The sequence below is a fragment of the Pseudomonas sp. M2(2023) genome (assembly GCF_030263955.1).
In the GTDB taxonomy this organism is placed as follows: Bacteria; Pseudomonadota; Gammaproteobacteria; order Pseudomonadales; family Pseudomonadaceae; genus Aquipseudomonas; species Aquipseudomonas asiatica.
Genome location: NZ_CP127114.1, coordinates 181,573 through 202,879, shown reverse-complemented (window position 1 = coordinate 202,879; position 21,307 = coordinate 181,573). Strand labels below are relative to the sequence as shown.

The following is a 21,307-nucleotide window of genomic DNA, read 5'->3' as shown; positions in this document are numbered from 1 at the left end:
GCCGGCACAGGCAACCCATAACCCGCAGGCACAAAAAAGCCCGCAGCGACGGCGGGCTTTTTTTCGATCAGCCACTCAGATAGGGCGGCTGCCGTACTTGTTGTCCGGCTTCTTGGGCGGATCGGCGACCACGTTGGCCTCGACTTCCTGAACCTTTCCGCCGCGGGCGAGGAACTCTTCCATGGCCTTGGCCAGGGCGTCACGCTCCTTCTGCTTGGCTTCCATGCTCGGCATCTCGTCTACCGAGACCGCGGCCTTGGATTTGCCCTTGGCAGCGGGTGCCGGGCTGCTGTCGTCATCGCCAGCGTCTTCGGCACCATCATCAGCTGCCGCTTCGAGGCCTTCATCGCCCTCGTCTTCGTCGCCTACTTCGAGGTCATCATTTTCCAGATCGTCGTCGCTCATGTTCTACCTCATGACTTGCGAAAAGCAGGTTAGTTATAGACCAGTGCAGCCGTAGACCGGCAGCCACCAGTGAAAATTCAACTGGCCGTGGGTTAGGCCACTGCCCTAGGGTCGGCGCTCCTGATGGGAGGCGGCACCCAGCAGACCCTGCTCCTGGCAGGACCTGACAAATCCTTTAGCCCCTGCTGGCCACACGCTATTGGCAAGCCTAGCAAAGGCTGGCGAAGCGTGTGGACTCCTCGTCAAACACCCTTCGGCGCGCATTCTAGCGCGCCAGCAGAAAAAGCAAAGCACCATGAATGCTCTGCGTTTTGTAAGATTTCCGCCTACGTCGCGAACGTGTCGGATAAACCGTTTGCCGTGCGGGAAATGCTAAAAATCTGGCAAAAAAAATGCCCGGCAAGCCGGGCAAGTTTTTACCGCGTCGCGGTTACAGGTTGTAGCCGCGCTCGTTGTGCTGAGCCAGGTCGAGGCCGACCGACTCTTCTTCTTCGCTTGCCCGCAGGCCCATCACCACATCAAGCACCTTGAGAATCACGTAGGTGACGATGGCGGTGTAGACCACGGTGAAGATCACGCCCTTGGCCTGGATCCAGACCTGCATGCCGATGTCGGTGACGGCACCGAAGCCGCCCAGCGCCGGAGCTGCGAACACACCGGTGAGGATGGCGCCGACGATACCGCCGATGCCGTGCACGCCGAAGGCGTCCAGCGAGTCGTCATAGCCCAGCTTGCGCTTGAGGCTGGTGGCGCAGAAGTAGCAGACCACACCCGAGACCAGGCCGATCACCAGGGCACCCATAGGGCCTACGGTACCGGCAGCCGGGGTGATGGCGACCAGGCCGGCGACCACACCCGAAGCAATGCCCAGGGCGCTCGGTTTACCGTGACCGATCCACTCGGCGAACATCCAGCCCAGGGCCGCGGCGGCGGTGGCGATCTGGGTCACCAGCATGGCCATGCCGGCGGTGCCGTTGGCAGCCGCGGCAGAGCCTGCGTTGAAGCCGAACCAGCCGACCCACAGCATGGCCGCGCCCATCAGGGTATAGCCCAGGTTGTGCGGAGCCATCGGGGTGGTCGGGTAGCCCTTGCGCTTGCCCAGCACCAGGCAGCAGACCAGGCCAGCGATACCGGCGTTGATGTGCACCACGGTGCCGCCGGCGAAGTCAAGCACGCCCCAGTCCCACATCAGTGCGCCGTCACCGCTCCAGACCATGTGCGCGATAGGCGCGTAGACCAGGGTGAACCAGATGCCCATGAACACCAGCATCGCGGAGAACTTCATGCGCTCGGCGAACGCACCAACGATCAGCGCCGGGGTGATGATGGCGAAGGTCATCTGGAAGGTGATGAATACCGCTTCAGGGAACAGCGCGGCAGCCGAGGTCAGGTTTGAGGGCGTGACGCCGCTGAGGAACGCCTTGGAGAAGCCACCGACGAAGGAATTGAAGTTGAGCACGCCCTTTTCCATACCGGTGGTATCGAAGGCCATGCTGTAGCCATAGACGACCCAGAGAATGCTCATAAGGCCAGTAATTGCAAAGCACTGCATCATTACCGACAGCACGTTCTTGGAACGCACCATGCCGCCATAGAACAGGGCCAGGCCCGGAATGGTCATGAACAGCACCAGCGCCGTTGCGGTCAGCATCCAGGCGGTGTCGCCGGAATTCAGCGCTGGGGCAGCTTCCTCTGCCAAGGCAAGCCCGGGCATTACGAGGGACAATAGGGCTCCTAGCCCTGCGATCTTACGCAGAGTCATGTTGTTTTCTCCTGGGGCGTTGGGTTTGGTGAGGCTTTGTTGCTGCTTAGATCGCGTCGGTATCGGTTTCGCCGGTACGGATACGGATTGCCTGCTCCAGATTCACCACGAAAATCTTGCCGTCACCGATCTTGCCGGTGTTGGCTGCCTTGGTGATGGCTTCGATTACCCGATCAAGGTCCTTGTCATCGATGGCGACATCGATCTTCACCTTGGGCAGGAAATCGACCACATATTCAGCACCGCGATACAGCTCGGTGTGGCCCTTCTGCCGACCGAAACCTTTGACTTCGGTGACGGTGATGCCCTGCACGCCGATTTCCGACAGCGACTCGCGCACGTCGTCCAGCTTGAACGGCTTGATGATGGCTGTGACTAGCTTCATGAAACTCTCTCCCGATTTGGTGGACTTGCCCCAGGAAAACAAACCCGTCTCAAGTCTAAGCGCAGCGGTTGGCTTTGTAACGCGTCGTCGGCATCCGGCTCCGCGTGCGCACTGCCTGGTCACAAAGAACTGCATCAGTGCATGGCTCGCACTGGTCTTTGCAGAAACCTTGCCAGTTCCGTCAAAGCTCGGGAAAACAGGGAGTTATGTGAATCAGTCGGGATTGGCCAGTCGCCAGCATGGGAAACATGCACAATTTCGGTGCACTTCGACCTGCCGCATCGCTCGAAAAATGTGCAGTTTCAGATGAGCGCTGCTTTCTGTAGGAGCCAGCGACGAGGCCGGATGCTCATGCATGCGTGCTACACTGCCGGCCATTTCCCAGTATCAGTGGACAGCCCCATGCTCGCGCCCAAAGCCCTTCTCGATGCCCTGAGCGACCAGGCATCGCGCCTGTTCAGCAGCGATACCGCCCAGCCCCGCGCCGAACTGGAAAGTCAGTTCAAGGTGCTGATGCAAGGTGCCTTCAGCAAGCTGGACTTGGTCAGCCGCGAAGAATTCGACAGCCAGATGGTCGTACTGGCGCGCACCCGCGCACGCCTGGAGGCTTTGGAAAAACAAGTGGCCGAGCTGGAAGCCCGGCTGAACCCGACCCCACAGGATGAGTAAATGCAACCCTCCAGCGCATACCCGGTACTGTTGTTTTCCTACGGCACCTTGCAGGACAAGGCCGTGCAGCTCGCCAACTTCGGCCGCGAACTGAGCGGCCAAGCCGACCGCATGCTGGGCTACCGCCAGGACTGGGTCGAGATCACCGATCCGGCCGTGCTGGCAGCCAGCGGCAAGTCCCATCACCCTATCGTCGCTCCCAGCAGCCAGGCAGACGACAGCGTGGCCGGCATGGTCTTCCAGATCAGCGAAGAAGAGCTGGCAGCGGCGGATCGCTATGAAGTCGCTGACTACAAGCGCGTGGCCGTAACGCTCGCATCGGGCCTGACCGCCTGGGTTTATGTACGCGCCTGAGCCCTTCCGGCGCACAGCAGGCACGAACCCGACGGGGTGACAATGCAGGGGAAACCCCTGCCTGAAAAACCAGGACGCACACTTCTTTCGCCGGCCCGGGCCGTGCTCGCTATTCTTGCAAAGCCGCAGGAAGCGGCCCTCTTCAGCGACAACGGAGCGTCCATGTCCCTAGCCCTCGTCCACAGCCGCGCCCAGGTGGGCGTGCAGGCACCGGCGGTCAGCGTCGAAACCCACCTGGCCAACGGCTTGCCCCATCTCACGCTGGTCGGTCTGCCGGAAACCACGGTCAAAGAGAGCAAGGACCGGGTACGCAGCGCCATCGTCAACTCCGGTTTGAACTACCCGCAGCGGCGCATCACCCAGAACCTCGCCCCCGCCGACCTGCCCAAGGATGGCGGGCGCTATGACCTGGCAATTGCCCTGGGTATCCTCGCCGCCGATGGCCAGGTACCAACGGCCACCCTTGCCGAGGTCGAATGCCTGGGCGAACTGGCGCTGTCTGGCAAGTTGCGCCCGGTGCAGGGCGTGTTGCCCGCAGCACTGGCGGCACGCGAAGCAGGCCGGGCGCTGGTGGTGCCGCGGGAGAATGCCGAGGAAGCCAGCCTGGCAGGCGGGCTGGTGGTGTATGCGGTGGGGCACCTGCTGGAACTGGTCGCCCACCTGAACGGCCAGGTGCCATTGCCACCGTATGCCGCCAACGGCCTGATCCTGCAGCAACGTCCGTACCCGGACCTGAGCGAAGTGCAGGGCCAACTGGCGGCCAAGCGTGCGCTGCTGCTAGCGGCGGCCGGGGCGCACAACCTTTTGTTCACCGGGCCTCCCGGTACCGGCAAGACCTTGCTTGCCAGCCGCTTGCCGGGGCTGCTGCCACCACTGGACGAGCACGAAGCACTGGAAGTGGCGGCGATACAGTCGGTCAGCGGCCATACGCCACTGAGCAGCTGGCCGCAGCGGCCCTTCCGCCATCCGCATCACTCCGCCTCCGGCCCGGCACTGGTCGGCGGCAGCAGCCGGCCGCAACCGGGCGAAATCACCCTCGCCCACCATGGCGTGCTGTTTCTGGATGAACTACCTGAGTTCGAGCGTCGCGTGCTGGAAGTGTTGCGCGAACCGCTGGAGTCGGGCGAGATCGTGATTGCCCGGGCCCGCGACAAGGTGCGCTTCCCCGCACGTTTCCAGCTGGTGGCAGCAATGAACCCCTGCCCCTGCGGCTACCTGGGCGACCCCACTGGCCGCTGCCGCTGTAGCACCGAGCAGATCGCGCGGTATCGCAACAAGCTGTCCGGGCCATTGCTGGACCGTATCGACCTGCACCTGACCGTGGCCCGGGAGAGCACCACGCTGAACAACCAGCCCTGCGGCGAGACCAGTGCCGATGTGGCGGCCAAGGTAGCCGAGGCACGTGAACTGCAACAGCGGCGGCAAGGGTGTGCGAATGCATTTCTCGACCTTGAGGGGTTGCGCTGCCATTGTGGGTTGGCGGCGGCGGACCAGGCCTGGTTGGAGGGGGCCTGTGAGCGGCTGACCCTGTCGTTACGTGCGGCTCACCGGTTACTGAAGGTGGCGCGGACGCTGGCGGATCTGGAAGGTAACCAGGCAATTGGCCGGGCGCATCTGGCCGAGGCCCTGCAGTACCGGCCGGGGAGCAGTTAGATTGCCGGGGCTGCTTTGCAGCCCATCGCAGGCAAGCCAGCTCCCACCCCGACCGCATCGGCCTCAAACCATGCGCAGTCCCTGTAGGAGCGGGCAAGCCCGCGAAGGGGCCGGGGCAGGAATACCTCACTGGCTGCCCAGCAAAGCATCTTCAACCACCTTCAGCAGCACCTCTTCAGAGAATGGCTTGCCCAGGCAGACCAGTGCCCCAAGTGCCATCGCAGCCCGCACCGCCCCTTCATCCCAGTGCGCCGACATGCAGATCACCGGCAACCGCCACCCCAGCCTGGCCAGCTCGCGCTGCACCGCCAGCCCGCTCATTCCGGGCATCCTCAGGTCGAGCAGCACACACCCCGCTTGCCGCGCCAGTGCCGAGGCCAGGAACAGGTCCCCGGCAGCAAAAGACAAGGTCTCGAAACCTGCCGAACGTAGCAGGTTGGCCAGGCTTTTGCGCACCGAAGCATCGTCGTCAACGATGCACACCGTGCTGCTCATGCGCCGCCCAGGCCCTCAGGCTGCGCCCCGATAACGCTGTGCATGGCCACCAGTTCAAGCAGCGAGCGTGACTGCATCTTGTTCATGATGTTCTTCTTGTGCACCTTGGTCGTCACCTCGCTGGTGCCGATCTGCCTGGCGATCTGCTTGTGCGACAGGCCACCGACCACCAGCGAGAACACCTGGCGCTCGCGCTGGGTCAGGCGCTGGTACTTTTCCTCGACCTGCCGCGCATGGTGCCACTTGCGCCCTTCGGCCACGGCACGCGTGCGCACCGCCTGCAGCAGTGTCAGCAACTGGTCTTCGTCGAACGGTTTGGTCAGGAACTCCACGGCCCCGGCACGCATGGCCTGGACGGTCATCGGGATGGTGCCGAAGCCGGTCATGAACACGATCGGCCAGGGCAGCGCAAGTCGGCGCAGCGCATCTTGGACTTCCAGGCCGCTGGTATCGGGCAGGTGCATGTCCAGCAACAGGCAGGCATAGGGGGTTTCCAGGCGGGCCTCGAACAACGCCTCGGCACTGGCGAACAAATGATGCGGAATGTCCTGCGAGCGCAGCAGGCGGCCCAACGCCGTGCGCACCGACGGGTCGTCATCCACCACCAGCACCGGCACGTTCAAGTGCTCATCGAACAACTCGACAGGTTCGGCCGCGGCGCACAGCGGCGATTTGCCCGCCGCCTTGCCAGGCAACTCGAGGCTGATCTCGGCGGCCAGGCGGTAGCCCCGGCGTGGCACGGTCTGGATCAGGCCCCGGTCGCCGAAGGCCTTGCGCAGCAAGGACACCTGCACCTGCAGGTTGTTGTCCTCGACTACCGTGCCGGCCCACACCTGGCTGAACAGCTCGTCCTTGTCGACCACCCGCCCCTTGGCCTTGATCAGCGTCGCCAGCACTTCGAATGCCCGCCCCCCCAACAGGACAGGCTTACCGTCAACAAAGGCTTCGCGCCGCTCCAGCGACACCTGGGCATTACCTATTCGGATCATGGCTTCCTCGCGCGGGCACGGGCGTTTCCCAGCCCAGGGCAGCCTAGGCCAGGGTACGCCTTCAGACAATTATCCCGAGGGATAGGTTGGCCTGAGGACTATACAAAAGCCCGCCAGCCCCCAGGGGACGATAACGGACAACAGCGTACCCTTTCCTGCCAAGCAGCCTGCAGCCCGCATCCCTGCTGGGTCCGCTGCGTATACTCGTGCGTCAGGATGTCGCTAGCAGGGGTGCCTTATGCTCGATGAACGCCTTGCCCACAGGCCCATCGATTACGACCAGTCCGTCGACGAGGGTTGGCTGAACCGGTGCGACATCAACGCGCTGGGCCAGGAAGGTGAACTCAGTTACTTCCGGCTTCGCGATCCAGCCACCGACCAGGCATGGATCGCCGTGCGCGCCCCGCGCGAGGTCCCCGCCGCCTGCCAGCGCCTGGAACGCGACTACCGCCTGCAACTCGACCCGCAATGGGCGGTGATCCCCTCGGCGTTCGTGCGCTCGGCCGAAGGCCCCCTGCTGGTGTACCCGGCCGGCCGCTCCATCGCCGACCTTATCGCAGAGGGCCCTGCCGCCCTGGCGCCGTTTCTCGAGATTGCGGTGAATGCAGCCACTGCCTTGGCCCAGGCACACGAACGCAATGTGCTGCACGGCGCGCTGCAGCCCGAACATGTGTGCCTGCGCGCGGACCAGCGAGTGCGACTGGGCTGCTTTCGCGCCGACCCGGCGGAACTGATCAGTGAACAAGGCACCCCGCTCGGCAACTGGGCTTACTTGGCGCCTGAACAGGTCTGCCCGCACGGCAGCAGCAGCGACCGACGCACCGACATCTATGCCCTGGGCGCGATCCTTTACCAGCTACTGCTGGGCGAATTGCCTCTGGCCGGGCGCGACACCCAGCACTGGCGCCAGCTGCATGCCGGCGTGCAGCCACGAGCGGCCTGCGAAGTGGACAGCAATGTGCCGCAACCTCTCAGCCGGATCCTGGCCAAGGCCTTGGCCAAAGAGCCGGACGCCCGCTACCAGAGTGCTCGCGCCCTGGCGGTGGACTTGGCCTATTGCCAGCGACAGTGGGCCGCCAGCAAGTCCATGGAGGCCTTCGAACCAGGCTGTGCCGACCCGATGACGCCCGACCGCGCACGCCTGTATGGCCGCAGTGCCGAACAGATGGCCATCGCCCTGCTGCTCAAGGCACAGCGCCGTGACAGCAAGCCACAAGCCCTGTTCATCAACGGGGCTACGGGCATGGGCAAGTCGAGCCTGGTCGAGGCAGCGCTCAGGGCCAACGCCCAGGGTTACTGGGCCATCGGCAAGTGCAACGGCGTTGCACAGGCCTTGCCCTACGCGCCCTGGGTCGAAATTCTCGGCGCGCTGACCACCCAGTTGCTGGCCAAGAACAGCCAGGACCTCGTCGCCTTGCGCTGCGAGATTCTGCGCCGTATCAAAGGCCACGGCCGGCTGCTCGGCAAGCTGGCACCAGACCTGCAACTGATCCTCGGCCCCTTGCCCGAGTTGCCGGCCAAGCCCACGCGTCTGGCGCTGCAGAAGGAGTTGCGGGCGATCGTCGAATTCCTGCAGGTATTCATCCGCCCCGACCAGCCGCTGGTGCTGTTCTTCGATGACATGCATTGGGTCGACGACTCCAGCCAGCAACTGCTGGCGCAACTTCTGGCTCACGCGCCCGGCAACCTGTTGCTGATCTTCGCCCGGCGCAGTGATGCGCCAGCCAGTAGTACACCCCTTGCCCTGCCCGCAGCGGTGCGCAGCACCACGCTGAACCTGCGGCCCCTGGCGGTGAGCGCGGTGACCGAGTTGATCGGCGAGCGCTACCACGTCGGCCCCGAGGACGCATTGCAGGTGGCCGAACTGGTACACGACAAGACTGCGGGCAATCCGTTCTTCATCAATCAGATCCTCCGGGCCATGGTCGAGGACCAGCTGTTCACCTTCGATACCCAGACCATGCGCTGGTCATGGTGCCTGCAGGCCGTGGCCCGCCACCGCTATTCCGACAATGTCGCCGACCTGATGATCCACCGCCTGGTGCGCCTGCCCGAGCCGCAGCGCGACCTGCTGCGGGTGGTCAGTGCGGCTGGCAGCCGCTGTGATGAACGCCTGCTTCACCAGGTACTCTCTCAAGCGCCCGGCGAGCCGTTGAAAGCCTTGATTGGCGCGGGTTTCCTGCAACCGGGCCAGAACGGCCTGGGTTTCGCCCATGAACGGGTGATGGAAGCTGCGTACGCTCTCACGCCAGCGCGCGCACGTGCCCAACTGCATGCACGTATTGCCCAGGCCATGCGCCAGGCCTGGCCGGGGCGCCTGCACGAGGTACTGTTCGAGCTTGCCAACCAGCTGCAACGCGCCAGCCCATGCGGGTTTGCAGCGGATGACTGCGAAGCTTTTCTGCAGCTTTTACGCGAGGCAGCAGCACGCGCACGCGATGGCGGCGCGTTCGAACAATCGGCTGGCTACCTGCACACGGCCGAGCAGTTGCTGCAACGCGGCGCAACGCTGGAAAGCCGCGCCACGCATGGCTTTGCCATCGCCTGCATGGCCACCGAGTGCGACATGCAACTGTCGCGAATGGTCGCGGCCGAGGCCCGCATCACTGAATGCCGCCTGCGCGCGCGCTCGGCGTTGGACCAGGCGCGGGTATGCCGCCTGCAGGCGCTGCTGTACACCTTGCGCGGCGACTATCAGGCGGCCATCGACAGCGCCATTTCCGGCCTGGACTTGCTGGGTATGAGCCCGGTGCGAGGTGTCGACTGGCAACAGGTCGAAGCCAGTCATGCCCATGTACAGACCTTGGTCGAACAGAAAGGCCGACACTGCCTGGAATCGCTGCAGCGCACCGATTCGGAGGAAGTGACAGTTGCCATCAGCCTGCTGGCCACCCTGTCGTCATCGTTTTTCGTAAAGGACGACATCTGCTTCCTGCACCTGGCCAAGCTCATGGAGCTGTCACTGCTGCACGGCGTCGCCCCGGGCAGCACCTACGGCATGGCCTGGTACGGGGTGATGATTGCCGAGCGCTTCGGTGCCTACCATGATGGCCACGCTTGCTGCCTGGCTGCGCTCAAGCTGATAGAGCGGCACGGTTTCGACGCTGACTTGACCAGCGCGCTGCTGGCCCTGGACCAGGTCAGCGCCTGGACCTCGCCCATGGAGTTCGCCCGCCGTACCGCACTGGATGCGGTCGACTCGGGGCGCCTGAGCGGCGACCTGGCGATGAGCTGCTATGCCTGCAACCACCTGGTTTCCGATTCGCTGTTCATGGGCCGCTACCTGCCGGACGTGGTGGAGGAACTGGCGCAAGGCCTGGCCACCGTGCGTCACTACGGTTACCGCGACATCGAGCAGATCCTGCAGGCCCAGCAAGCGTTCGTCGCCAAATTGAGCTGCACGCCCTGCCCGGCCTCGGCCACAGCCTCGAAATCGCCCACCACGCGGTTCTTCCAATACCTCATGGCCGGCATGGGCGACTTCTACCTGGGTAACATCCCGCAGGCCATGCGCAACCTGGCACTGGCCGGGGACAACACCTGGGCGGTACCAGCGCACATCAACCTGGCCGACTATCACCTGTTCCGCGGCCTGGCCCTGGGCAGCCCCGAGGCCATTGGCAGCCTTGCCGACAAGCTGCGCGAACTACACGCCCTGCGCGAGCGCTTCGGCCGCTGGGCCGGCTTCAACCCGGCCACCTTCCGCAACAAGCTGTTGCTGATCGAAGGCGTGATCGCCAAGCTCGAAGGCGACGGCCTGGCCGCCATCCGCTGCTTCGACCAGGCACAGATCGCCGCCACCGCCGCCGGTTTCATCCACGAGCAGGCGCTGGCCCACGAACAGCTGGCCGAGGTATGCATCCCCAGCGGCCTGATCTCCGGCGCCAACCTGCACCTGCGCATCGCCCGCGACTGTTTCCATATCTGGGGCGCGACCGGCAAGGTGCACCAGCTGGAGGCGTTGCACCCGTTCCTGCGCACCCAGCCAATCCAGGAAAGCCAACGCGCAACCCACCAGGCCAAGCTCGACCTGGAAGCCGGCATCGAGGCAGCACGGGCGCTGTCCGAGGAAGTGCTGCTCGAAGGCCTTATCGAAACCCTGATGGGCCACCTGACCCAGCATTCCGGGGCCGACCACGGTGCGCTGCTGATCGTCAGCGGTGCCGAATTCCAGATGGCTGCCCTCGCCTACATCGACGATGCCGGGCTGCACGTGAGCATGGACGACTGCCAGAAGTTCATGACCCAGGCACCGCTGTCGATCATCAACGCCACCATGCGCACCAAGAAGCCCCTGGTGTTCAACGATGCCCAGAGCGATTGCCCCGAGGCCTTCCGCCAGCAGTTGCAGGCGCGCAAGGCCCGTTCGGTGCTGTGCCTGCCGCTGGTGATCCAGGGCGTGCTGATCGGCCTGGTGTACCTGGAAAACCGCCTGGTGCCGAACCTGTTCGGCGGCCAGCGCCTGGCCATGCTGGAAATACTCGCCTCACAGGCGGCGGTGTCGCTGCAAACCGCCAAGTTCTACACACGCCTGGCCGAAGACAACCAGACCCGCGCCCAGATGGAGACCGAGTTGCGCCGCTCCCGCGCGGAATTGGCCCGCACGTCGCACTTGCAGGTGATGAACGAGCTGTCCGCGTCCATCGCCCATGAGATCAGCCAGCCGCTGCTGGGCATAGCCTCCAACGCCGCTGCCAGCCTGCGCTGGCTGAAGCGCGCCAAGCCCGACCTGGAAGAGGCGATTGCCGGCCTGGAAGACATCCGCAACGACAGCGAACGGGCCGCCAACATCGTGCGTGCGCTACGCTCGCTGGCCAAACAGTCGCCGATGCAACTCAAGGTGGTGAAGCTGGACGAGTTGATCCGCGAAGTGGTGCGCCTTACATCGGCCGATGCCGCCAAGGGCCCGGTGGACGTGCAGATGCGCTTGCAGGCGGGGGTGAGCGTGATGGCCGACCCGGTGCAGTTGCAGCAGTTGGTGTTCAACCTGATTACCAATGGCCTGGAGGCGCTGGCGGGGTATCGCAGCGACGGGGTGCTGCGGATTGCGTCGGTGGTGGTCGGGAATGAGGTGGAAATCTGCGTGGACGACAACGGGCCGGGGATTGCAGCGGATGAGCGCGAGCGAGTGTTCGATGCGTTTCATACCACCAAGATCGGCGGCATGGGGATGGGCTTGGCGATCTGCAACTCGGTGGTGCAGGCCCATGGAGGGCAGTTGCAGGCGCAGGTGTCGGAGCTGGGGGGGTGTCGGATTCGCTTTACGCTGCCTGTGAATCCTTCTTGAGCCTGTACCGGCCCTTTCGCGGGTGAACCCGCTCCCACAGGGATAGTGCACAGCCTGAGAACTGTACGGTTCCTGTGGGAGCGGGTTCACCCGCGAAAGGGCCGGTACAGGCTTACATCAACGGGCACTCAGGGCCGCATAGCTGTTCATCAGGTTGCGGTAGTTGGGAATGCGCTGCGACAGCAGGTTACCCAGCCCTTCGATGTCATTGCGCCAGTCGCGGTGCAGCTCACAGGCCACCGAGAACCAGTTCATCATCTGTGCACCCGCCTGGGTCATGCGCACCCAGGCCGCCTGCTGCACGGTTTCGTTGAAGGTGCCCGAAGCATCGGTCACCACGAACACTTCAAAACCTTCCGCCAGCGCCGACAGGGTCGGGAACGCCACGCACACATCGGTCACCACGCCTGCGATGATCAGCTGCTTGCGACCAGTGGCCTTGATCGCCTTGACGAAGTCTTCGTTGTCCCAGGCGTTGATCTGGCCAGGGCGGGCAATGTACGGCGCATCCGGGAACATCTCTTTCAGCTCGGGCACCAGCGGGCCGTTCGGGCCTTGCTCGAAGCTGGTGGTGAGGATGGTCGGCAGGCCGAAGAACTTGGCCAGGTCGCCCAGGGCCAGCACGTTGTTCTTGAACTCGTTGGGCGAGAAGTCCTGCACCAACGAAATCAGGCCGGTCTGGTGGTCGACCAGCAGCACCACGGCGTCGTCTTTGTTCAGGCGCTTGTAATCGGGTTGGCTCATCGGGGTGACTCCTTGGGTTGGGAAAACGGGCCGGCACTGTCCACAAGGGGCTATACCGGCGGATAGGTTCGGCTTAAGGATGGGCCTGCGCCTGGCGCCAGGCCTTGGGCGGCTGGCCGACCAGGCGGCTGAAGGCGCGGGTGAAATGGGCCTGGTCGCAGAAGCCGCATTCCAGGCTCACGTGGGTGATCGGCGCCTCGGTGGCGAGCAGGCGCTTGGCCTTTTCCATGCGTGCCAGCAGGCGCCACGCCTGGGGCGAGAGGCCGGTGTTGACCTTGAACGCGCGCGAGAAGTGGCTGCGGGTGAGATTGCATAACCCGGCGATTTCGATGATCGACAACGGGCTGTGCAACATCAGTTCCTTGGCCCGGCGCAAGCGCGCCGGCGTCAGTGCGCCGGGGGTTTGCAGCGGCGCTTGGGGCGTCCCGGGGTGCATGGCGGCTCTCCTGTTCAATGCAGAAAGTCTCGCCTCCGGCACATGACAAAGTCCTGAGCCAAACCTGAATTGTTGTTAATTGCGCGCTGCTGGCCCTGACGGTTTTGCCGATACCTTAAGATGCGTTTCGTATTCAGCTTCGGGCCGCTGGTGGCGGCCGGCATTCAAGGCATAAGAGCGATGCAGGAAAAACCCGCCCACCGCACCGTGGCCATGGTGTTGTTCAATGATGTGCTGTTGCTGGACGTGACCGGGCCCATGGACGCGTTTGCCATTGCTAACCGCTTCCTTCCTGCCGAGCGGAAGTACCGGCTGCTGACCCTGGCCGAAGGGCAGGCAGCGGTGCGCGGCTCCTGCGGGTTGAAAGTGGTAGCCGACCTGCGTCTGGAGGATTTGCCGGAATCCGTCGACCTGTTGCTGGTGCCAGGCGGCCCGGGCGCCTATGACATCGCCCTGCCAGGCATCGAGCGCTGGCTGCCCCAGGCCGTGCGCCGGGCCAAACGCTTTGGTGCAATATGCACCGGGGTATTCCTGCTGGGCCGGGCCGGGCTGCTGGACGGCTATCGCTGCACCACCCACTGGAACTACGTGGAGCGCCTGGCACAAGCGTTCCCCGAGGCGAAGGTCGAGACCGAGCAGATCTACGTGATCGACCGTTGCCTGATTACCTCGGGCGGCATCACCGCAGGCATCGACCTGGCACTGGCAGTGGTGGCCGAGGACCACGGCAAAGCGCTGGCCCTGGAAGTGGCCAAGGTGCTGCTGGTCGCCCGCCATCGCCAGGGTGGGCAGACACCCTACGGACCACTGCTGGCGGCTGTACCGCGGGATGATTCGCCGATTGCACGGGTGCAGGCGTATATCGTCGACCATATCGAGCAAGCCTTCACCGTGCAGAAAATGGCCGACCTGGTAGCCATGAGTGGGCGCAACTTCGCCCGCACCTTTCAACGCGAGGTGGGAATCACGCCGCTGCAATACTTGCAGAACGCACGCATCGACCGCGCGCGCAAGCTGCTGGAAAGCAGCGACCTGCCGTTGAAGGTAGTGGCTGCGCAGTGCGGGTTTGGCAGTGACCGGCATTTGCGCAAGGTTTTCTGCGAGCGGATTGGCATGACGCCGGCGCAGTATCGGGCGCAGTTTGGTGGCAGTTGAGTATGCAGATTTCCTGTGCCGGCCTCTTCGCGGGTGAACCCGCTCCCACAGGTGTTGCGCAGGCTTGAAGACACCGCTGTACCTGTGGGAGCGGGTTCACCCGCGAAGAGGCCGGCACGACTGTCACCTGATTCAGGACAATGTGTCTTCCTCTCAGCAGATTGTCTGGCACTCTCACATTCCCCCAGAATTGTCCGCCAAACTGATCTAACGCTGCCCCGGCAGCTCATGGAGTACGAGCCAATGCCACACGAAGGCAGCCTTCTGCAAACCGCGGTGATCTTTCTGCTTGCCGCTGTTCTCGCCGTCCCGCTGGCCAAGCGACTGAAACTGGGGGCCGTGCTCGGCTACCTGCTTGCCGGCGTGATCATCGGCCCGCAGGCGCTGGGCCTGATCCGCGATACCGAAAGCGTGGCGCACATTTCCGAGCTGGGCGTGGTCCTGCTGCTGTTCATCATCGGCCTCGAGCTGTCGCCCAAGCGCCTGTGGCTGATGCGCAAGTCCGTATTCGGCGTCGGCACCGCCCAGGTGCTGCTGACCGGTGCTCTGATCGGCGCCATCGCCCTGTTCGGCTTCAGCCAGACGCTACCGGCGGCCATCGTGCTCGGTCTGGGCCTGGCGCTGTCGTCCACCGCCCTTGGCCTGCAGAGCCTGGCCGAAAGCAAGCAGCTCAACGCCCCGCACGGCCGCCTGGCGTTCGCCATCCTGCTGTTCCAGGACATCGCCGCCATCCCACTGATCGCATTGGTTCCGCTGCTGGCCGCCAGTGGCCCGGACACCAGCCACGGCGACAGCCTGGAGCATGGCCTGAAGGTGTTCGCCAGCATCGCCGTGGTCATCGTCGGTGGCCGCTACCTGCTGCGCCCGGTATTCCGCACCGTGGCCCGCACCGGCCTGCCGGAAGTGTCCACCGCCACCGCGCTGCTGGTTGTGATCGGCACTGCCTGGCTGATGGAAGAAGCCGGCATTTCCATGGCCCTGGGTGCCTTCCTCGCCGGCCTGCTGCTGGCCGACTCGGAATACCGCCACGAACTGGAATCGCAGATCGAACCGTTCAAGGGCCTGCTGCTGGGGCTGTTCTTCATCAGCGTCGGCATGGGCGCCAACCTGCGCCTGCTGCTGGAAATGCCTTTGGTGGTGCTGGGCCTGACCCTGCTGCTGGTGGCCGTTAAGCTGGTACTGCTGATCGGCGTCGGGCGCCTGGCCGGTGGTCTGAACAGCGCCAGCGCCCTGCGCCTGGGCATGGTGCTGGCTGCCGGTGGCGAATTTGCCTTCGTGGTGTTCAAGCTGGGCAAGGACCAAGGCTTGTTCGACACCCAGACCTACGACCTGCTGCTGATGACCATCACCCTGTCGATGGCCATTACCCCGCTGCTGATGATTGGCTGCGCCCACGCCCTCAAGCGCCCGCAACCGGCGCGTGAGGTGCCGGAGCATTACAAGCAGATCCAGGCTGACACGCCACGGGTGGTGATCGTCGGCATGGGCCGCATGGGCCAGATCGTCGCGCGCATCCTGCGGGCACAGAAAGTTCCGTTCATTGCCCTGGAAACCTCGGTGGACACCATCGAGATGACCCGTATGTTCGAACAGATACCCGTGTTCTACGGCGACCCGCTGCGCCCCGAGGTGCTGCATGCCGCCAAGGTGGGCGAGGCGGAATACTTCATCATCACCATCGATGACCCGGAAGCTGCCATTCACACGGCGGAACGGGTGAAACGCCTGTACCCGCACCTGAAAGTGCTGGCCCGCGCGCGTAACCGCCAGCATGTGCACAAGTTGGCGGATGTCGGCGCCGAGCCGATTCGCGAGACGTTCTACTCCAGCCTGGAGATGACCCGCCGGGCATTGGTGGGGTTGGGGTTGAGCGAGGCGCAGGCGGCGGACCGGATTGCGCGGTTTACCCAGCATGACGAAGAGGTGCTGGTGGCCCAGGGGCAGGTGCGTGATGACCGGGCCAAGGTGATGCAGACGGCCAAGGAGGCCCGGGCGGAGTTGGAGCGGTTGTTTGATTCGGATGCGGATTGAGCTATCAGGCAAACACTAGCCGTACTATTTGCGGGTGCTCACGGTGCGCGGCCTGCCAGAGATCATAAGCAGCCTGCTCCGCAAGATACTGGCGGGCATCACCGAGGCCCGCCAACTCAAGGCGATAAGCAAGGTCTGCTGATATGCCGGCGCGCCCGTTAAGAACGGTGGACAACTGCCCTCGCGAGTAGCCGAGGTGTCGAGCCAGCCCCGATACGCTCATGCCAATCGCAGGTAACACGTCTTCACGGAGGGACTCGCCAGGGTGGGGCGGATCGAACATAGCCATGATTTCAGCTTCCTAGTGGTAATCCAGATAATCGACAAGCTCCACGTCTGTACCAACGAAGCGGAACACCAGACGCCAATTGCCCGAGACATTCACTGCCCAAAAGCCATCCAGCTTTCCATGCAGGGGATGAAGCCGGTTACCAGGGCGATTCATATTTGAAGGCATCTGCGCTACTTCAAGTGAAGCGAGTAAGCGCCGCAAACGGGCAACATGATCTGCCCGCACTCCTGATGAGTCGCCTTGCTGATGAAGTAGCCTCAGGCCTTTGTGCCTGAAGCTCCGTATCATTGGAGATCAAGTGTAAGGTCAAGCCTTACACTTTTCAAGTTAGCATTGGGAACGTACATAGACATACTCCTGAATGATTTCCGGGTTGCCCAGTTTGTTCCTGACCACTCGCTTTGGCGCCGTCTGACGCTCCGATCTGCGCGTAAGAAATTTCCCAAAAAAGATGCCCGTCAGAAGCAAATCGCCCACATGGCCCCTCGCGTGCCATCACTACAAGTCGGTCTGGTGCAATCTTGGAAGAGAAGGCTTGCCCACGATTAGCAGCGCGCGGAATTAAAACGCAGACGTTTCAGCAGCCTCCTACTTACCTGCGAGTCATTTCCTACTCAGGCACACCGTCTGAAGATTTATCCTACGCACCGTGTCGAAGCCCGTCTGATTGTCCGGGGAAAGCCTGCTCTCTAGGCTTGCCGGGTCGCTGTCGGTTCAGCGATCGGGTGTGGAAACCCGGATCTGATGAAGGGCTGCCGTTATGGCAGTTGTGCGCGTGAGGCCTTTTGGCCTACCGGCTTGCCTTCTCACCGGTTTTCCACCCCGCGCACAACTGCCGCCTTCTGCGTGGAAACGGGTGGTTGCAGTTCAACCCGAGAGAAGGAATTGCCATGAAAAGAATCGTCCCCAATCCACCCCTCCCCAGCACCACACAACGCGCTTTCAGCCGCTGCGATGCCGGCCATCCACCTTTGTTCACAGTAAACCCGGGCGTCTCTGCCCACGACGCTCTGGTGCATGTCGCCCAGTACCTGCGCGGCGCCTACGACTGTGGCTACAAAGCCCTGGAACACCTGGATGAAACCGGCAAGAGCCTGTTCTGGAGCAACCTGAATGCGCTCGAAATGGCGGAAGGATTAGTTGAGGCATTGCTGGATGGGATTGAGTCGCAACCCATGAATTGATGTTGTCCTTGCTGGCGTCTTCGCGGGTGAACCCGCTCCCACAAGGATCACCACAGGCGCTGAAACTGTGCAGTCCCTGTGGGAGCGGGTTTACCCGCGAAAGGGCCAGCGCAGCAAACAAAAAAGGCCAGCTCCCTACAGAGGGAGCCGGCCTTTTTGCATTCAACTAACGGGCTGTTACTTACCCGCAGTCAACGCGTTGTAGCTGGTAATCAGGTTGCGATAATCCGGAATGTGGTTGGAGCACAGCGCCGCCAGCCCTTCGATGTCGTTGCGCCAGTCGCGGTGCAGCTCACAGGCCACGCCGAACCAGGTCATCATTTGCGCGCCGGCGCGGCTCATGCGGTCATGGGCAGCATCGCGGGTCATTTCGTTGAAGGTGCCGGAAGCATCGGTCACCACGAACACTTCGAACTCCTCTTCCAGGGCCGACAGCGCCGGGAACGCTACACAGACCTCAGTCACCACGCCGGCAATGATCAGCTGTTTCTTGCCAGTGGCCTTCACCGCCTTGACGAAGTCTTCGTTGTCCCAGGCGTTGATCTGGCCTGGGCGGGCGATGTACGGGGCGTCCGGGAACAGGGCTTTCAGCTCTGGTACCAGCGGGCCGTTGGGGCCTTGCTCGAAGCTGGTGGTGAGGATGGTCGGCAGGTTGAAGAACTTGGCCAGGTCGGCCAGGGCCAGCACATTGTTCTTGAACTTGTCCGGCTCGATGTCACGGACCAGGGACAGCAGGCCAGCCTGGTGGTCGACCAGCAGGACAGCAGCGTCGTCTTTGTTCAGGCGGTTGTAGGTGAATTTACTCATGGTCTGTGCTCCTGAGGGTTATGAATTTTTCAGCATTCGGGGGTGTTTCGCGTTGATGGGCACAGATTAAAATCATCACCTTTGTGGCGGTAGATAGCAGAATTTGGCTTTAGCGTTCCGTTTTATGAACGATGGATTTGTAGGGGCTGTGCCGGCCTCTTCGCGGGTAAAACCGCTCCCACAGGGATAGCGCAGGGCTTGAGCCCTGTGCATTACCTGTAGGAGCGGGTTTACCCGCGAAAGGGCCGGCACAGGCAACCAAACACCCGGAGACCGATCATTGGAAGACCTCAACTCCCTCTACTACTTCACCCAGGTAGTCGAGCACGGCGGCTTCGCCCCGGCTGGCCGGGCGCTGGACATGCCCAAGTCGAAGCTAAGCCGACGCATCGCCGATCTCGAAGACCGCCTGGGCGTGCGTCTGCTGCACCGCACCAGCCGCCATTGTTCGCTCACCGAGATCGGCCAGGCCTACTACAACCGCTGCCTGGCCATGCGCGTGGAGGCCGAGGGCGCGGCGGAGATCATCGAGCGCAACCGCAGCGAACCGCGCGGCCTGGTGCGTATCAGTTGCCCGACCACCCTGCTCAATTCCTGGGTCGGGCCGATGCTTACCCGCTACATGCTCAAGTACCCGCAGGTGGAGCTGTTCATCGAGAGCACCAACCGCCGCGTCGACCTGCTGCACGAGGGTTTCGACATCGCCCTGCGGGTGCGCTTTCCGCCGCTGGAGAACACCGACATGGTGATGAAGGTACTGAGCAACAGCACCCAGTGCCTGGTCGGCCAGCCGCAGTACCTGGAGCAGTTGCCCAAGGGCTTCGACCCGCAGTTGCTCGGCACGCTGCCGAGCCTGCATTGGGGCAGCGCCCAGCGTGAGTACCAGTGGGAGCTGTTCCTGGGTGAGGACAGCAGCCGCAGCATCGTCATCCCGCACACACCGCGCATGGTGACGGACGACCTGTTCGCCCTGCGCCATTTCGTGGTGGCCGGGGTGGGTATCGCTCACCTGCCGCGGGTGGCGGTGCGCGAAGACCTGGCGGCGGGGCGGCTGGTGGAGTTGTTGCCGGACTGGCACCCGCGTTGCGGCATCGTGCATGCGATCTTCCCGTCGCGGCGGGGGTTGCTGCCATCGGTGCGGGCGCTGATCGATCATCTGGCCGAAGAATTCGCCATCAGCGACATGGCTTGAGCCGGTTGCCGCCTGTGCCGGCCTCTTCGCGGGTAAACCCGCTCCCACAGGGTCACCACTAGCCTCAAGGTTTGTGCAGTATCTGTAGGAGCGGGTTCACCCGCGAAGAGGCCGGCACAGGCAAGAACAGCCAGAGCACACACATACAAGACCCCTGGCCTATCCTTCCTCCACAGTCCCGGATCATACCTCCCGGAGCCCCCATGATCCGCGCCACCCACGGACCAGGCTGCGCCCTGCTCGCCACCCTCGCCCTGTGCCCGGTGCTCAGCCAGGCCGAAGAGCCCGGCTGGTCGCTGCTCAGCCGCAACTACTTCCTGCACAGCGACTTCCGCTCGCCCTCCGGCAGTGGCCAGAACTACCGCCAGGAATGGGCCCAGGGCTTCATTGGCGAAATCCGCTCCGGCTTCACCGAGGGCACGCTCGGCGTCGGTATCGATGCCCATGGCTTTCTCGGCCTCAAGCTGGACGGCGGCCGCGGCCATGCCGGCACCGGCCTGCTGCCGCGCGACAGCGATGGCCGCGCCGAGTCCGACTACTCCAGCGCCGGCGCCGCGCTCAAGCTGCGCCTGGGCAACACCCAACTGCACTACGGCGAAATGACCGTGGAAACCCCGGTGTTCGACACCAGCGACAAACGCCTGCACCCGGAGTACGCCACCGGCTGGTTCCTGGACAACACCGACCTGCCCGACTGGCGCCTGCAGGCCGGGCACTTCACCGCCTTCAACAACCAGGGCAACAGCTCCAGCCATGATGACTTCAGCGGCTACGGCGCCACCACCGACAACCGTGCCATCAGCCTGGCCGGTGCCGCGTTCGCACCCGACGGGCCATTCGGCGGCGCACTGTACGCAGGCCAGTTGGAGGACACCTGGCGCCAGGCCTACCTCAACCTGAACCTGGCCGAGGGTAACTGGCGCCTGGACGGCAACCTGTACAAGACCCGCGACACCGGCAATGCCAGTGCCGGGGCAATCGACACCCTCGCCTACAGCCTGCTGGCCAGGTACAGCTTCGGCGCCCAGGCGCTGAGCCTGGCCTACCAGAAGGTCGAGGGCGATACCCCGTTCGACTTCGTCGGCGGCGACTCCATCTACCTGGCCAACTCGATCAAGTACGCCGACTTCAACGGCCCCGGCGAGCGCTCATGGCAACTGCGCTACGACCTCAACTTCGCCACCCTCGGCGCCCCCGGCCTGAGCCTGATGGGCCGCTACGTCAGCGGCCGTGGCATCGACGGTAGCCATGCCCCGGCAGGCGGCGCCTATGCGGGCCAGTACGGCGACGGCGGCAAGCACTGGGAGCGCGACATCGACCTGAAATACGTGGTGCAGTCGGGCGCCGCCAAGGACCTGAGCCTGTCGTTTTCCCACGTCAGCCACCGCGCCAACCAGGCCCAGGCTGGCGATGACATCGACCGGATCTACCTGATCATCGAATACCCACTCAAAGGCAGCTTCTGAC

At 63.6% G+C, this 21,307-nt stretch carries 19 protein-coding genes; 9 read left to right on the top strand and 10 right to left on the bottom strand.

Annotated elements, in window-relative coordinates:
* Nucleotides 1–75: 75 nt before the first annotated feature.
* From sutA to glnK, 3 genes are all read right to left on the bottom strand, one after another.
* Nucleotides 76–405: a dormancy-specific transcriptional regulator SutA gene (sutA, locus tag QN085_RS00930; protein WP_013974748.1), complete on the bottom strand. Its 330-nt coding sequence runs from the start codon at nucleotides 403–405 to the stop codon at nucleotides 76–78.
* 430 nt (nucleotides 406–835) lie between these two features.
* Nucleotides 836–2,167, bottom strand: a complete 1,332-nt coding sequence (locus QN085_RS00925; RefSeq protein WP_015272254.1) for an ammonium transporter — start codon at nucleotides 2,165–2,167, stop codon at nucleotides 836–838.
* 46 nt (nucleotides 2,168–2,213) lie between these two features.
* Nucleotides 2,214–2,552: a P-II family nitrogen regulator gene (glnK, locus tag QN085_RS00920; RefSeq protein ID WP_002555808.1), complete on the bottom strand. Its 339-nt coding sequence runs from the start codon at nucleotides 2,550–2,552 to the stop codon at nucleotides 2,214–2,216.
* A gap of 402 nt (nucleotides 2,553–2,954) precedes the next feature.
* Here glnK and QN085_RS00915 point away from each other — a divergent pair, with 402 nt between their 5' ends.
* From QN085_RS00915 to QN085_RS00905, 3 genes are all read left to right on the top strand, one after another.
* Nucleotides 2,955–3,221: an accessory factor UbiK family protein gene (locus tag QN085_RS00915; RefSeq protein WP_015272255.1), complete on the top strand. Its 267-nt coding sequence runs from the start codon at nucleotides 2,955–2,957 to the stop codon at nucleotides 3,219–3,221.
* A complete protein-coding gene (locus QN085_RS00910; RefSeq protein ID WP_023662910.1) occupies nucleotides 3,222–3,575 on the top strand; it encodes a gamma-glutamylcyclotransferase family protein in 354 nt (117 codons plus the stop codon).
* Nucleotides 3,576–3,737: 162 nt separating this feature from the next.
* Complete coding sequence (locus QN085_RS00905; RefSeq protein ID WP_024087897.1) at nucleotides 3,738–5,228, top strand: YifB family Mg chelatase-like AAA ATPase; 1,491 nt, start codon at nucleotides 3,738–3,740, stop codon at nucleotides 5,226–5,228.
* Between the two features lie 126 nt (nucleotides 5,229–5,354).
* On the opposite strand, the gene QN085_RS00900 is transcribed toward QN085_RS00905, so the two are convergent.
* A complete protein-coding gene (locus QN085_RS00900) occupies nucleotides 5,355–5,723 on the bottom strand; it encodes a response regulator transcription factor (protein ID WP_023662911.1) in 369 nt (122 codons plus the stop codon).
* The gene (locus tag QN085_RS00895) at nucleotides 5,720–6,712 is read right to left on the bottom strand and encodes a response regulator (RefSeq protein WP_023662912.1); all 993 of its coding nucleotides are present in this window, start codon (nucleotides 6,710–6,712) and stop codon (nucleotides 5,720–5,722) included. Before QN085_RS00895 ends, QN085_RS00900 begins: the two co-directional genes overlap by 4 nt.
* Before the next feature lie 238 nt (nucleotides 6,713–6,950).
* On the opposite strand from QN085_RS00895, the gene QN085_RS00890 reads away from it, so the two are divergent.
* Nucleotides 6,951–11,999 (top strand): trifunctional serine/threonine-protein kinase/ATP-binding protein/sensor histidine kinase, encoded by a 5,049-nt coding sequence (locus QN085_RS00890; protein WP_096010088.1) that lies wholly within the window; start codon nucleotides 6,951–6,953, stop codon nucleotides 11,997–11,999.
* A 117-nt stretch (nucleotides 12,000–12,116) separates the two neighbouring features.
* Here the strand turns inward: QN085_RS00890 and ycaC (QN085_RS00885) are convergent, their stop codons facing one another.
* Together ycaC (QN085_RS00885) and QN085_RS00880 are read right to left on the bottom strand one after the other, a co-directional pair.
* Nucleotides 12,117–12,743, bottom strand: a complete 627-nt coding sequence (gene ycaC, locus QN085_RS00885) for an isochorismate family cysteine hydrolase YcaC (protein ID WP_004375560.1) — start codon at nucleotides 12,741–12,743, stop codon at nucleotides 12,117–12,119.
* Nucleotides 12,744–12,816: 73 nt separating this feature from the next.
* Nucleotides 12,817–13,179 (bottom strand): helix-turn-helix domain-containing protein, encoded by a 363-nt coding sequence (locus tag QN085_RS00880; RefSeq protein ID WP_013974756.1) that lies wholly within the window; start codon nucleotides 13,177–13,179, stop codon nucleotides 12,817–12,819.
* 180 nt (nucleotides 13,180–13,359) lie between these two features.
* On the opposite strand from QN085_RS00880, the gene QN085_RS00875 reads away from it, so the two are divergent.
* Both QN085_RS00875 and QN085_RS00870 read left to right on the top strand, forming a co-directional pair.
* Entirely contained in the window at nucleotides 13,360–14,334 is a 975-nt protein-coding gene (locus QN085_RS00875) for a GlxA family transcriptional regulator (RefSeq protein ID WP_031324360.1), read from the top strand.
* 243 nt (nucleotides 14,335–14,577) lie between these two features.
* Nucleotides 14,578–16,365, top strand: coding sequence for a monovalent cation:proton antiporter-2 (CPA2) family protein (locus tag QN085_RS00870; RefSeq protein ID WP_023660919.1), 1,788 nt, complete (start codon nucleotides 14,578–14,580; stop codon nucleotides 16,363–16,365).
* Between the two features lie 4 nt (nucleotides 16,366–16,369).
* On the opposite strand, the gene QN085_RS00865 is transcribed toward QN085_RS00870, so the two are convergent.
* Together QN085_RS00865 and QN085_RS00860 are read right to left on the bottom strand one after the other, a co-directional pair.
* Nucleotides 16,370–16,654, bottom strand: a complete 285-nt coding sequence (locus QN085_RS00865) for a HigA family addiction module antitoxin (RefSeq protein WP_023660920.1) — start codon at nucleotides 16,652–16,654, stop codon at nucleotides 16,370–16,372.
* 12 nt (nucleotides 16,655–16,666) lie between these two features.
* Complete coding sequence (locus QN085_RS00860) at nucleotides 16,667–16,945, bottom strand: type II toxin-antitoxin system RelE/ParE family toxin (RefSeq protein WP_082041872.1); 279 nt, start codon at nucleotides 16,943–16,945, stop codon at nucleotides 16,667–16,669.
* 602 nt (nucleotides 16,946–17,547) lie between these two features.
* Between QN085_RS00860 and QN085_RS00855 the strand changes: the two genes are divergently transcribed.
* Nucleotides 17,548–17,841, top strand: coding sequence for a hypothetical protein (locus tag QN085_RS00855; RefSeq protein WP_031324361.1), 294 nt, complete (start codon nucleotides 17,548–17,550; stop codon nucleotides 17,839–17,841).
* Between the two features lie 177 nt (nucleotides 17,842–18,018).
* Here the strand turns inward: QN085_RS00855 and ycaC (QN085_RS00850) are convergent, their stop codons facing one another.
* Nucleotides 18,019–18,648, bottom strand: coding sequence for an isochorismate family cysteine hydrolase YcaC (ycaC, locus tag QN085_RS00850; protein ID WP_013974760.1), 630 nt, complete (start codon nucleotides 18,646–18,648; stop codon nucleotides 18,019–18,021).
* Nucleotides 18,649–18,928: 280 nt separating this feature from the next.
* Here ycaC (QN085_RS00850) and QN085_RS00845 point away from each other — a divergent pair, with 280 nt between their 5' ends.
* Together QN085_RS00845 and QN085_RS00840 are read left to right on the top strand one after the other, a co-directional pair.
* Complete coding sequence (locus QN085_RS00845) at nucleotides 18,929–19,840, top strand: LysR substrate-binding domain-containing protein (protein ID WP_013974761.1); 912 nt, start codon at nucleotides 18,929–18,931, stop codon at nucleotides 19,838–19,840.
* Between the two features lie 203 nt (nucleotides 19,841–20,043).
* On the top strand, nucleotides 20,044–21,306 hold the full coding sequence (locus tag QN085_RS00840) for an OprD family porin (RefSeq protein ID WP_013974762.1): 1,263 nt from the start codon (nucleotides 20,044–20,046) through the stop codon (nucleotides 21,304–21,306).
* Nucleotide 21,307 lies beyond the last annotated feature (1 nt).